General features: G+C 70.4%; 7 protein-coding genes. 2 read left to right on the forward strand and 5 right to left on the reverse strand.

The features are described 5' to 3' along the window. Positions 1 to 103 precede the first annotated feature (103 nt). Positions 104 to 1,366: a discoidin domain-containing protein gene (locus D7Y11_RS37275; protein WP_121755662.1), complete on the reverse strand. Its 1,263-nt coding sequence runs from the start codon at positions 1,364 to 1,366 to the stop codon at positions 104 to 106. 148 nt (positions 1,367 to 1,514) lie between these two features. After that, a complete protein-coding gene (treZ, locus tag D7Y11_RS37280) occupies positions 1,515 to 3,359 on the reverse strand; it encodes a malto-oligosyltrehalose trehalohydrolase (protein WP_126936052.1) in 1,845 nt (614 codons plus the stop codon). A gap of 214 nt (positions 3,360 to 3,573) precedes the next feature. Here treZ and D7Y11_RS37285 point away from each other — a divergent pair, with 214 nt between their 5' ends. Then, complete coding sequence (locus D7Y11_RS37285) at positions 3,574 to 4,722, forward strand: AAA family ATPase (RefSeq protein ID WP_120576268.1); 1,149 nt, start codon at positions 3,574 to 3,576, stop codon at positions 4,720 to 4,722. A gap of 132 nt (positions 4,723 to 4,854) precedes the next feature. Beyond that, positions 4,855 to 5,232 (forward strand): DUF5335 family protein, encoded by a 378-nt coding sequence (locus D7Y11_RS37290; RefSeq protein WP_120576269.1) that lies wholly within the window; start codon positions 4,855 to 4,857, stop codon positions 5,230 to 5,232. 83 nt (positions 5,233 to 5,315) lie between these two features. Here D7Y11_RS37290 and D7Y11_RS37295 read toward each other — a convergent pair whose 3' ends face one another. The 3 genes from D7Y11_RS37295 to D7Y11_RS37305 form a co-directional block, all read right to left on the reverse strand. Continuing rightward, positions 5,316 to 6,131, reverse strand: a complete 816-nt coding sequence (locus D7Y11_RS37295; protein ID WP_120576270.1) for a matrixin family metalloprotease — start codon at positions 6,129 to 6,131, stop codon at positions 5,316 to 5,318. A gap of 315 nt (positions 6,132 to 6,446) precedes the next feature. After that, positions 6,447 to 7,841, reverse strand: a complete 1,395-nt coding sequence (locus D7Y11_RS37300; RefSeq protein ID WP_126936053.1) for an MBL fold metallo-hydrolase — start codon at positions 7,839 to 7,841, stop codon at positions 6,447 to 6,449. Positions 7,842 to 8,133: 292 nt separating this feature from the next. Next, positions 8,134 to 12,969, reverse strand: a complete 4,836-nt coding sequence (locus D7Y11_RS37305; RefSeq protein WP_199753893.1) for a DNA topoisomerase 3 — start codon at positions 12,967 to 12,969, stop codon at positions 8,134 to 8,136. Between the last annotated feature and the right edge of the window lie 26 nt (positions 12,970 to 12,995).

Consider the following 12,995-nt stretch of genomic DNA (forward strand, 5'->3'; position numbering starts at 1 on the left):
CCTCCCGAGTGGCGGAGGCCCCCGTCCTGAACCTCCCCGCCCGCCCGACACGCGGCCTGCCGTCCTGCGTCAGGCCGCGTGCGGGTCCAACTTCACGCAGGGTTCAGGGCTGGATTTCGCGGACGCTCAGCCACTTGAAGTCCACGTCCGTGGCGTTGTCCCAGCGGAACACCGCGATGGGGCCACCCCAGGTAATGGGCGCGGCGGGCACGGCGCCGCCGCAGTGCTGGGCGTCGCCGCCCCACCTGCCGGCGTCCGTGGTGTCGTAGGCCTTCTTCCACGTCACCTTGTCCGCGTTCTCGTTGACGTACAGCTCCAGCTTCACCGCCGTCTGGCCGCTGACGGTGACGTTGCGCATGACGGCCTTGAAGCCCACCCAGCGGCCCTTGAGCGCCGAGGTGGCGGTGACGTAGGGCGTCTGCTCGTAGGAGACGTGCCAGGTCTCCTTCTCCCAGCGGGCGCGGCCGTCGTAGTGCAGGCCCGCCTTGTAGCTGCTGCCCTCGCAGCCGGAGTACTTGTCGTTGTGCTTCCCGCCGCGCGCGTACCACGCGAAGTTGTCCTTCACGTCGGCCACGGCGTTGACCTTCACGAAGCCGGTCATCTCGATGTTCTTCCAGTCGTTCGGCGCCTGCATGTAGCCGCGGCTCGCCAGCACGTCCCGGTCGTAGGTGGGAATCTTCCGGTCGTCGTAGCCCGTGGACGTGAAGACGCTCATCCGCACCTGCTTGTCCTTCATCTTCCAGGAGCCGTCGCTGTTGCGCGTAATCGTGTCCTGCGGGTCGAAGCGCGCGTCCGCCAGCGCGTTGTCCGCCAGCGTCCACGCTTCGCCCCCGGACTTCGAGGGGTAGAGCATGGTGACGCCGAAGCGGTCCTGGCCCGCCGTGGGCGTGGCGGCGCTGGTGATGGCGGCCCACTCCGCGATGCTGGCCCAGGTGTTGACGGAGTTGCCATTGACGGTGACGCGCACGTAGCGGGCGTTGCGCGCGGTGAAGCTGTAGCGCTCGAAGTTCGCGGTGGTGCCGGACGACTTCGTGGACACGGCCGTGGACCAGGTGGTGCCGTCCGTGGACGTGGCGAGGACGAACGTGTTGGTCCGCTCGTTGCCCCGGTGCCAGGCGATGTCCACCGCGGACAGCGACTTCACGCTGCCCAGGTCGCCCCGGAGCCACTGCCCCACGCCGTCGCTGGACCAGCGCGTGGTGAGGTTGCCGTCGACGGTGGCGGACGGCGGGTTGCCGTCATTCCCACTGGCGGTGACGGCGGTGAAGCCCGACGCGGCGAGCGCCGGTGCCGCGGACCCGAGCAGCAGGAGCGCGCTCGTGGTGGTGAGGTGCCGCTTCCACGGTGATGGATGAGATTGAGACAAGGTGCTTCCTCCTGGCGGCCGAGTACCGGCCTGGCTCCGAGGGCATTCCTTGTCGTTGCCTGTTTCACGGAGGGAAGAAGCGGCGGCCCGCCCCCCTGCTTCCGGGAGACGGGCCGCGCGTGAAACCGTGTCTGTCTTTGCGTGCGGGCTACTCGCGCAGCCTCACCACCGCCGCGGAGGGGCCTTCCAGGCGCACGACGTTGCCGGTGAGCGGAGACGCCTCCACGGTGCCGCCGTAGCGCGGGTTCTCACTCCACGCGACGATGCCCGCGCTCGCGTGCGTGGGCAGCGTGTGCACCAGCGAGCCCCGCAGGTTCACGAAGATGAGGAACGTGTCCCCTTCCGCGCGCCGCTCCAGCACGAACGCGTCCGGTCCCAGCGCGCGGGCGTCGTGCGTGCCCTGACGGCTGGTGAGCACGGGCTCCGTGGCGCGCATGCGCAAGAGCTCCTTGTAGAGCGTGTGCACGCCCGCGGCCTCCGCCCCGTCCAGTTCGCCCCAGTCCAGCGTGGAGCGGGTGAAGGTGTCGCGGTCCTGCGGGTCCGGCACCTGCTCGCCCTTGAAGCGAGAGAAGCCGGCGAACTCCTTGCGGCGCCCCTCCGTCACGAGCTTGCCCAGCTCCGCGTTGTGGTCCGTGAAGTAGAGGAACGGCGTGCGCGCGTTCCACTCCTGCCCCATGAAGAGCAGCGGCGTGAAGGGCGACATCAGGAGCAGCGTGCTCATGGCGCGGTAGGCGGCCGGGGACACGTCCTCCGACAGGCGGTTGCCGAAGGGCCGGTTGCCCACCTGATCATGGTTCTGGATGCAGTGGACGAAGTGCCACGGCCCCAGCCCCTTCGGGTCCGTGCCGCGCGCGTGGCCCAGGTTCTTCGACTTCTGGCCCGTGTAGAACCAGCCCTGCCGCAGCGTCGCGGCCAGGTCCTCCGCGCTGCCCGTGTAGTCCTGGTAGTAGCCCTCGTGGTCGCCCGCGAAGGCGCGCCGCAGCTGGTGGTGCAGGTCATCCGCCCAGACGCCATCCAGGCCGTAGCCGCCCTCCGGCGCGGGCGTGACGAGCTTGCGTTCGTTGCGCTCGTCCTCGGCGATGACGACCACGCGGCGGCCGGAGGCGGAGGCGTGGGCGCGCTCGGTGATTTCGGTGAGCAGGTGCGGCTGGCCTTCATCCACCAGGGCGTGCGCGGCGTCCAGGCGCAGGCCGTCCGCGTGGTAGTCGCGGATCCACATCTCCACGTTGGAGAGCACCAGCGAGCGCACGAAGCGGCTGCCCTCGCTGTCGTAGTTCACCGCGTCGCCCCAGGGCGTGTGGTGCTTGCCGGTGAAGTAGTGCGGCGAGTACGCGCGCAGGTAGTTCCCGTCCGGTCCGAAGTGGTTGTAGACGGCGTCGATGAGCACCGCGAGCCCGTGCGCGTGCGCCGCGTCGATGAGCTTGCGCAGCCCCTTCGGCCCTCCGTACGTGGCCTGCGGCGCGAAGAGGTCCACGCCGTCGTAGCCCCAGTTGCGGGCCCCCGGGAAGCTGGCCACCGGCAACAGCTCCAGCGTGTTGACGCCCAGCTCGCGCAGGTGGGCGAGCTTCGGAATGAACGCCTCGAAGGTGCCCTCCGGCGTGGCGGTGCCCACGTGCACTTCGTAGATGACCAGGGCCCGCGGATCCGGTCCCCTCCAGTGCGAGTCCGTCCAGCCGTGGTCGGAGCCCACCACCTCCGACGGGCCGTGCACGCCCTTCGGCTGCGAGCGGGACCACGGGTCGGGGAAGGGGTCTCCGCCGTCCACGCTGAGCTTGTAGCGCGCGCCCTCGGCCAGGTCTGGCAGCGCGCCGCCGAAGCAGCCGTCCGCCTCGGCGGTGAGCGGCACCTTGCGCAGGACGCGCTCCTCCGCGTCGTAGAGGACGACGTCCACGCCCTTGTGGCCGGGCGCCCAGACGCGCCAGCGCACCGAGGGACCCTCCACCCACGCACCCAGCCGGGGCGCCTGCGACCGTGCTTCAATCGATTGAGCCATGTCGCGTCCCTGTTAATGCGCGAACGCGGGCCCGGGGAGCACCCCTCGCCCTCAAGGCCCACCGCTGTTCACGGGCCGACCTCTCCGGGCCCACGAGTGCGGACCGGCGGACGGAGGAGCGCACGCCCTCCGCGCAGGGAGGATGGCTTGTGGCGCCCGGGCACGTCCCGGATGATGGGCGCCGCCGAGCCCGCCACTCCTGGAGTCCACCGCGATGTCTCCCCGTTCCGGCGTCGAACCCTCCGCCTTCCCCGAAGGCCCGCCCATCCAGGAGCGCGTGGCCGCGCTGGAGGTGCTGTCGCCCCAGGAAATCGACGCGCGCCTGGGCGACCTGGGTTACCGGGGCCAGCCCGAGGCCCGCCGCGCCGCCTCCGTGCTCGCCTACCGCCACCTGCGCCGCATCCGCCGGCTGTACCTGGAGGGACTGGAGCCCGAGCCCGGCACCCGCGAGAACGCCCTCTTCCTGGGCCCCACCGGCTCCGGCAAGACGTTCCTCGTGGAGCTGATGTTCCGGGAGATTCTGGGCGTGCCCACCGTGCTCGCGGACGCCACCCAGTTCTCCGAAACGGGCTACGTGGGTGACGACGTCAGCACCCTGCTGTCCCGCCTCTACGAAGCCGCGGAGCGCGACGCGTCGTGGGCCGCCTGCGGCGTCATCTGCATGGACGAGTTCGACAAGCTCGCCACCAGCCGCTCCGACAGCCGCTTCTCCGGCCAGCAGACCACCAAGGACGTGAGCGGCTTTGGCGTGCAGCGCAGCCTGCTGCACCTGCTCTCCGCGGCGCAGGCCACCTTCCCGCCGGACTTCGGCTTCACCAGCCGGATCCGCTCCGAATCCCTGGACATGGGCTGCATCACCTTCATCGCCTGCGGTGCCTTCAGCGGCTTCCGGGGCACGGCGGCGACCATGAACCACGTGGAGCGCGTGGGCTTCGGCCGCGAGCCCGGCAAGGGTGGCCAGAAGGACCTGGAGTCCATCGCCACGCGCATCACGGAAGAGCACCTGGAGAACACCACCGCGTTCTCCCGTTACGGCTTCATCCCGGAGCTGATTGGCCGCTTCAACCGGCTGGTGTCCTTCAACCCGCTGGACGCGGCCACGCTGGGGGACATCCTCCAGAACAACGTGCTGCGCACCTGGGAGCGCGAGTTCGCCCACGAGGGCCTGGAGCTCACCGTGGACCCCGCCGTGCGCGAGTGGATTGTCGCCCGCGCCCTCAAGCGTGAAACAGGCGCTCGCGGTCTGCGCACCACCCTGGCCCCCGTGCTGGAGCAGGCCGCCTACGAGCACTTCGGCCATGGCAAGGCCGCCACCGTGCGCCTGGTGTTGAAGGACGACGCCGTGCACGCCGTGCGCGGCTGAAGGCGGGAGCAGCCAACGCGCCGGGGCCCGGTCCGCGGGGTCCCCGGAGCGTCGTTCAGCCGGGCCCGTCCTTCACCCGCGAGTCAGACGCCTTACGGTTGAGGCACACGACAGCCGCGCGGAGGCGGACCCATGGCACACATCAACCAGGAAATTCCCCGGGAGCAGTGGGAGAGCTACCTCGCCGGCATCAGCAGGCAGGACGCCACCCAGTGGGTGCGCGTGGAGTCCATCGACGCGGAGACCGGCGACCAACCCCTCGCCGACCGCCTGCCCCTGGTGGACATCTCCCTGGAGCGGAAGGGAAGCGACGCGGGCGCGGTGCAGATCATCGTGGGCCGCGAGGACGGGCGCATCACCCACCGCATCCTCGAACCGGACCACCTCTACGCGGAGCTGGACGGAGAGTCGGGCGCGCTGGAGTGCCTGGAGATTGGCGAGCGCGGCGGCAAGACGCTCGTCTTCTTCGAGCGCGCCACCGAGGCCGATGAGGCCTCCGCCCGCTTCTAGCGCCCGAAACGGCACGAGGCCGACGGGCGCGTCGCGAAGACGCTCCCACCGGCCCCTGCCCCCTCACAAGCGTGACGCTTGAATCACGGGTACAGCGCGCGGGCGCCCTGCTTGTCCAGGGTCGTCAGCACGAGGTCGCCCGTCTGGGTGCCGTTGCACTGCGGGTAGTGCATGACGGAGGAGCGGTCGTAGGTGGAGGTCAGCGCGCGCCACTGGCTGTCCTCGTAGCAGCCGCTCGCCGTGGAGCGGGTGTGCTCGTGGCGGAAGCCCAGCGTGTGGCCCAGCTCGTGGCGCAGGATGCCCGTCAGCGTCCAGGGCGACAGGTTGCCGAAGGCGCTGCTGTCCACCAGCACGTTGCGGCCAGAGCGGGCGGAGTTCGGGAAGAACGCGCGCGCCACGTAGGACTGGCCCGACACCGGACGGATGTCGAACAGCACGCCCGCCTGGGACGCGGTGCAGGACGCGTCGTACTGAGACAGGTAGACGAACTTCACGTTCGCCGTGGCCTGCCAGGCCGCCGTCGCGTTCGCCATCGCCGTCACCATCTTCGACTTGTTCGTGCCGAAGTTGTTGCTGATGCAGTAGGTGAGGTTCAGCTTCTGGGTGGCGTTCCACTTGATGTCGCCGCCGATGTAGTACACGGCCAGGCCGTCCTGCGACTTGCCCAGCTGCTGCTCGACGATGTTGTGGAAGTAGGCCTGCAGCTCCTCCTCGGACTCCAGCGCCTCGTCACCGTTGACGATGTACTTTCCGCCCTCCCACGGCTCACGGTACGCCTGGGCCTTGAACTCCTCCCACGTGGGCTTGACCTCGGACTCCTGCGCGGACTCGGGACCACCGCACGCACCGAGCATCAGCGAGACGCCGGCCAGCATCGCAACAGAGCGGAACTTGAGCATGGGAACTCTTCCTGTGTGCTTCGAGGGATGCGCGGCCACCACCTGGCCTTCCCGCCAGGCGCCATCCGCCGCGCGCCGGGCCATTGAGCAACTGTCGGGCCAACGGCGCTCCCCAGGAGAAAAACAGGAAACGCGGGGATAGCTGGAGCGCCCCCGCTCCAGCCCTCCCCACGTCAACCGTCACTTCACGTGACGTTTACAAACCCAAGTCCCCTGAAAGACTATGATTTTCCGGGCAACCTCTTGCTGTCTGAGAATGAGACAGCGAGGTGTCCTGATTCCGGTCAGGCCTACCAGGGGGTTTCCAGGGAATCCCTAGAGGATGGCGCGGCGCATCTTCCAGTAGGTCTCCTTGGCCATGCGGAAGGTGTTGGAGCCTGGGGGCAGCAGGGCGCGCAGGAGCTCCGCGGACTGAATCTGGAGGGGGCGCACGCAGTGGGCATCCAGCTGGTGGCGCAGGTAGCCCACCATGTCTCGGCTCCGGTACTCGTTGAAGTAGTTGCGCAGCTCGGCCTCCGTGCGGGCCTTGCCGTTGTCCGCATACTTGGCCACGAAGGGGCTGAAGTCCGGGTAGAGGCTGCCCTTGCCGAAGCCGCCGTGCACGGTGGTCTTCATGAAGTTGCCGATGAGCAGGTCGTCGAACACCTGGTACTTCACTGCGGTCATCAGCGAGTTGCGGGGCGCCTCGAAGGTGATGCCCTTGTGGAAGCGGCGCTTGTTGAACTCGATGACGTGCTCCTGGCCGCCCACGCGGAAGCGCAGGAAGTCCATCACCGTGCCCAGGTGCTCGACGGCACGGAAGTACTGCTCCAGCTGCTTCACCTCGTCCGCTTCCAGGCGCTCGCTCCAGTCGTCCCCGAACTCCCTGGAGTCCACCGGCTTGATGGCGCGCTCCTTCGGGTTGATGGAGACGGAGGAGTCGTTGGTGAAGTCGTGGCGCAGGAAGGCCGGGAGCATCTCGCAGGAGTTGGAGGCGAAGCCCCGCGCGTAGTCCGGCAGCGTGGTGGTGTACTCGGAGCACCAGACGCTGTCGGAGCGCTGGTACTTGTGCATGGAGCTGAAGGGGACGAAGTAGCGGGCGCCGTACGTCTCCGCCATGCGCGCGATGGTTTGTCCCACGGGCGTCTTCGCCGCCGCGTACGGGAGGATGCGCCGCCCGTCCTCGGTGAAGAAGTTCATCATGTCCGCGTCGCCGTAGCCGGACAGGGCCAGCAGGTACGTCTCGCTGTACTCCTTGATGACCCGGCGCACGAAGCGGCCCTGGCCGCGGTCACCGGAGTCGTTGAGGTTGACGATGAGCCGGCCGCCCACCTCCACCAGCAGCACCGCGTCCTGGTTCACGTCCGGGATGCACAGCACGCGGATGCGCGGGGACAGGCGCGTCCATTCACGGTCCTGAAGCACCTGGACCTTGAAGCCCGCCTCGCGCAGGTCGTCGCGGATGCGGCCGCCCACGTGGTTGGGGAGGAGCAGCGTGCGCTCGCGCAGCTTCTCCAGCGAGGCCATGCTCAGGTGGTCCGGGTGGCCGTGCGACAGCCACACGTAGGGGCAGTCCAGGATGGACTGGCGCTGCTCTTCGGGAATCTCGTGGGACAGCGTCCAGCTGCCGAAGTACGCGTCTCCGTCCGTCCACGGGTCCGTCACCAGCACCGGCCCGTTGTCGTGACAGATGAGTGTGGCGTTGCCAATCGTCTCGAAACCCAGCTCCATTGCGCGCCCCCTTGAACCCCTCACGCCGCTCCCAATGCGCGTGTGGACGAGAAGGTGGCACCCGGACTTTTGCCTACAAGCTTGGGAAACAAGCTTCACGCCTGGCTGGTAGCCCTCCGCGCCTGCGGCCCAGGAAAGGGCTTTCCCTTGTCAGGCGGTTCGCGGCGGACGGCACGCCCCGCGGCGGATCCACGCTGTCCCCCGGCAGCCCATCCCGGGGCACGACGCTGCCCTGGAGGGGCGGATCCACGCGCCCCTGTCCACCGGCGGACACGCGGATCCGCGCCTGCCGTCAGCGTCGGCGGGACACGAGCGAGAGGATCTGCGGACCGTAGCGCTCCGCGAGGGTGGGGCCCACGCCGTGGATGGACATCAGCTCCGCACCGCTGGAGGGCCGGGCGCTGGCGATGGCGTCCAGCACGCGGTCGGTGAGGATGCGGAAGGCGGGCACCTTGCGCTTGCGGGCCTCGGTGAGGCGCCACTCCTTGAGGGTCGCCACCAGGGCGGGGGACGCCGGGGGCACTTCGAAGTCCGGAGGCGCGTTGCGGGACGCGTTCCAGGAGGCCCGGGGCCCCAGGCTCGGTGATGCGTCCGGCGTCGAGCGCGCCTTCCAGCCGCGGGCCGGAGGGGCATCCGCGGGGAGGGACTCCTGGCTGAAGTCCGCGTCATGGGAGGCGCCGCGCGGGGCCCAGGCCTCCGAGGCGCCCCGGCGGCCCTTGCCGCGTGCCCGGGGCGAGGCCGCCGCGGTGGAGGCGGCGCGCTTGCGGGGCGTGCGCTTCGTGCCGCCAGCGGCCGTGCGGCCCTTGCGCTTCTTGGAGGGCACCTCGCGCGCCTGGGGCAGCACGACCTGTCCGGGGGCGATGACGCGGGCGCGGCGGCCGGTGTCCGTGAGGGACAGCCGCTGGAAGAGGATGACCTGGCCGTCCTTGTCGAACGAATCCGAGTCCAGGCGCACCAGCCCCGAGCGCACCAGTCCGCCCACGAGCCGTTCGAAGTCGCGGCGGTGGAGCTGTTCTCCGAAGAGCTCCCGGTGGAGCCGTCCGGTGGCCTGGCCGTCGCGGGCGTGGAGGGCCTCCAGGATGCGGCCCAGCGCGTGGGCCTCCAGGGCGGAGGGCTCCTCGAAGCGGACCACCTCGCAGGACTCGGGGGCGCAGACGTCGCACAGGCCGCAGGCGGCGCCGGAGTCCTGCACGTCGCCGAAGTGCGCGACCAGGTGGCGCATGCGGCAGTCATGCGCCTCCGCGTACCGGCCCATCTGTTCCAGGTGGAGCTGCTTGCGCTCGCGCTGCGCGATGTACGCCACGGCCCAGCCCGCACGGCCGCGCCGCACGTCCTCGTCCGGGGTCATCTCCACGCCGCCGTGGATCCACAGCTGTTCCAGGGCCTTGTCGAAGATTTCCGGGTCGCCGCGCACGCGGGCCTGGATGGAGGCCTTGGGCTCGAACTCGTTGGAGGTGGCCTGGTAGATGCGTTCCAGGACGGAGGAGTCCGGGTAGTCGCGGCGGTGGAAGAACTCGTGGGTGCGCCGGTCCACGAAGGCGTGGAGCAGCACCGCGCGCGAGTTCTTGCCGTCACGGCCCGCGCGTCCCAGCTCCTGGTAGTAGCCCTCCAGGCTGGCCGGCAGCGCCGCGTGGATGACGGTGCGCACGTCCGCCTTGTCGATGCCCATGCCGAACGCCGTCGTGGCGACGATGACCTCCAGGTGTCCCTTGAGGAACGCGGCCTGGATGCGGTCGCGCTCGGACGGCTGGAGGCCCGCGTGGTACGGCGCGGAGTGGAAGTCGTGCGCGAGCAGGTCCGCGTACTGCTCCGCGTGCTTGCGCGTGGACGCGTAGACGATGGCGGGCCGGTGCTCCGGGTTCTTGAGCAGGGACAGGATGGCGTCGCCGCGGGCACCCGGGTTGAGCTCGCGCACCTCGATGGCGATGTTGGTGCGGCGGAAGCCGTGGATGAAGGTGTGCGCGGCGCCGCCCCGGGAGCCGCGCAGGCCCAGCTGTTGGACGATGTCCTTCTGCACGTCCGGAGTGGCGGTGGCGGTGAGCGCCACCACGGGAGCGGGGCGCAGGAGCGGCAGGCGCGAGCCCAGCAGCCGGTAGTCCGGACGGAAGTCGTGGCCCCACTGCGAGATGCAGTGCGCCTCGTCGATGGCGATGAGCGAGGGCGTGCGGCGGGCCAGCAGCTCCACGAAGCCGGGGACGCCCAGGCGCTCCGGGGCGATGAAGAGGAAGTCCAGGCGACCTTCGAGGTACTCGGCGCAGACCTGCCGGGAGGTGGCCCGGTCGCGGCCGGAGTGGATGCGGTCCGCGGCGAAGCCCAGCGACTGGAGCCGCAGCACCTGGTCCTCCATCAGCGCGATGAGCGGGCTGACGACCAGGGTGGTGCCCGCGCGAGCCAGGCCCGGCAGCTGGTAGCAGAGCGACTTGCCCGCGCCCGTGGGCATCACCAGCAGCAGGTCCTCGCCGGACGTGGCCGCGCGGCAGACCTCTTCCTGGTACGGGCGGAAGTCGTTGAAGCCGAAGGCCTCCTTGAGGAGTCCACGCAGCTTGTCCGGAGGCGTGGGAGCGCGGTGCACGCGCTCCGGCCGGGTGCTGCCCATGTTCACGGTTTGAGGCTGGCGCTTGGCCCGGCCGAAGCCCTCGGAGGAGGCCTGCACGAAGGCGGTGCGCACCTCCGCGGAGGGAATCGTGGGAGGGCGCTCCTGCATGCGCGGAAACGCGGCCGGAGGGGTGCTCCCGGTGGCTCCCGCGTGGACGTCGGATCCGCCGTGGAAACCGTGAGCCGGAGCGCCCGCCGCGAACTGCGAGGCACCGTGGGTGGATGCCCCCGCGTGACGTGCGTCACCGAGGTGGGTCGCGCCGCCGTAGCCACCACTGGCGGAGGTGCCCGCTGCATGACGTGCATCCGCAGCACCGACCTCGTTGCGCGCGGAGTTGGCGCGGGCCGCGGTCCGGACGGTGGCGGTCGCGGCCTCACGGGTGCGGAAGAGTTCCTCGGCAGACACCTGCGCGGGATGGGGACGGGTGGATTCAAAGCGCCCGCTCGCGGCCGAGGCTTCGTTCCGAGACCCCGGACCAGCCACCGGCGTGGGCGGCAGCGACGTGGGCGCCTGGCCCACGACCTCCCGCACATACGCCTCGATGCCGCTCATGAACGAATCCAGCGCGCCCTGCCCGCGCTCGATGCGCTGGAGCCACGCTTCCCACTGCCCCGTCATCACGGGGGACTTCACGTCCGGGTGCACCACCCCGATGAGCTGGATGCCCTTCTCCGTGGCCACCAGGCGCTTGCCCTCGCGGGTCAGGTACTCGCGCTCGAGCAGCAGCTCGATGGTCGCGGCGCGCGTGGCGGGCGTGCCCAGCCCCGTGTCGCGCATCGCGTCCACCAGCTCCTTCTCATCCAGCGTGCGCCCCGCGGACTCCATCGCCGTCAGGAGCGTCGCCTCCGTGAAGCGCGGCGGCGGACGCGTGCGCTTCTTCACCGCCTCCACGTCCTCCACCGTCTGCGCCTGTCCGCGCGCGAGCCCCGAAGGCAGGTCCTGCGGCTCGTCGTCCGGCTCATCCTCCTTGTCCTTGTCCGCGCCCTTCTTGCCCTCCGGCTTGAGGCGCGGCGCCTTCTGCCCGCCCCCCACGTCCAGGACCTTCCAGCCCACCTTCTCCACCTGCGTGCCCGCGCTGTGGAAGCGGTCCACCGCCGGCCCCGCGTCCCCCTTCGACGTCACCGCGGTGATGACCGTGGTCACCTTCCAGACGTGGTCCTCGTGCCACGCCTGGAGCAGCCGCCGGCACACCAGGTCATAGAGGCGCTGCTCGTCCGGAGACAGCCGCACGCCGGACGCCGGCATGGGCGTGGGGATGATGGCGTGGTGGTCCGTCACCTTCGAGTCATCCACGTAGCGCTTGCCCAGCGGGCGCTCGCCCGTGCCCGGCGCCAGGTCCTCCTGGTAGGGCGAGGCGATGGCACGCACCACCTCTGGCAGCGTGTCCGCCACCGTCTCCGACAGGTGCCGGCTCCCGGTGCGCGGGTAGCTCAGGAGCTTGTGCTTCTCATAGAGCGCCTGCGCGACCTCCAACGTGCGCTGCGCGCTGAAGCCGTAGAGCCGGTTCGCGTGGCGCTGCAGCTCCGTGAGGTCGTAGAGCAGCGGCGGAGGCATCCGCTTCGTCTCCGCGTCCAGCGACTCCACCACCGCGTTGCCGCTGCGCACGCGGTCGATGACCCGGCCCGCCTCCACGCCGTCCGCGTCCAGCCGGCGCGCCTCTCGCACGGAGTCGTAGCCGGGCGGAATCACCGGCTTGCCGTCCGGCCCCGAGCGGAACCACGTGCCCTGGTAGCGGGCCCCCACGGGCGCGCCCTTGCCGCGAGGCGAGAAGGTGGCCACGACCTCCAGGTAGTCCCGGGGCACGAAGTCGCGGATGGCCAGCTCACGCTCCACCACCATGGCCAGCGTGGGCGTCTGCACGCGGCCTACGGACAGCATGTTGCCGTAGGTGCCGCTCGCCAGCGTGTAGAGGCGCGACAGGTTCATGCCCACGAGCCAGTCCGCGCGGCTGCGCCCCATGGCGGCGGCGGCCAGCGGCGCGTAGGCCTTGCCGTCCTTGAGGTGCTGGAAGCCATCGAGGATGGCGCGCTCGGTGAGCGACGACACCCACAGCCGCCGCACCGGCTTGCGGCACGCGGCGGCCTCGTAGATGTACCGGAAGATGAGCTCGCCCTCGCGCCCGGCGTCCGTGGCGCACACCACGGCGGACACCTCCGGCGCGTTCATCACCCGGCGGACGACCTCGAACTGGTCCTTCGTGGAGGACGACACCACCAGCGGCCAGTCCCCCGGCAGCATGGGCAGCTGCGAGCGGTGCCACTTCTTCCACTCGGGGCGAATCTCATGGGGCTGGGCCAGGCCGACCAGGTGGCCAATGGCCCATGTCACGACGTAGCCGTTGCCGCGCAGGAAGCCCTCGCCGCGCTCGGTGGCGCCGAGCGCCCGGGCGATGTCGCGCGCCACGGAGGGCTTCTCCGCCACCACCGCGAGGACGGAGCCCCGCCCACCGCGAGCCGTCCCACCGTCCACGCTCGCGTCCCGCGCCACCGACCTGTCCCATCCGGGCGACTCGCCCATCTCATCCCACCTCATGACCTGTCCCCTCCCCGCCCCTGAAC

The sequence above is a fragment of the Corallococcus sp. AB018 genome (genome assembly GCF_003986945.1).
GTDB classification, from domain to species: Bacteria; Myxococcota; Myxococcia; order Myxococcales; family Myxococcaceae; genus Corallococcus; species Corallococcus exiguus.

What these genes read in the sequence shown, in the direction of transcription:
- D7Y11_RS37300 (WP_126936053.1), bottom strand. Translation starts at nt 7,841, where the DNA reads ATGGAGCTGGGTTTCGAGACGATTGGCAACGCCACACTCATCTGTCAC.
- treZ (WP_126936052.1), bottom strand. Translation starts at nt 3,359, where the DNA reads ATGGCTCAATCGATTGAAGCACGGTCGCAGGCGCCCCGGCTGGGTGCG.
- D7Y11_RS37285 (WP_120576268.1), top strand. Translation starts at nt 3,574, where the DNA reads ATGTCTCCCCGTTCCGGCGTCGAACCCTCCGCCTTCCCCGAAGGCCCG.
- D7Y11_RS37290 (WP_120576269.1), top strand. Translation starts at nt 4,855, where the DNA reads ATGGCACACATCAACCAGGAAATTCCCCGGGAGCAGTGGGAGAGCTAC.
- D7Y11_RS37305 (WP_199753893.1), bottom strand. Translation starts at nt 12,969, where the DNA reads ATGAGGTGGGATGAGATGGGCGAGTCGCCCGGATGGGACAGGTCGGTG.
- D7Y11_RS37295 (WP_120576270.1), bottom strand. Translation starts at nt 6,131, where the DNA reads ATGCTCAAGTTCCGCTCTGTTGCGATGCTGGCCGGCGTCTCGCTGATG.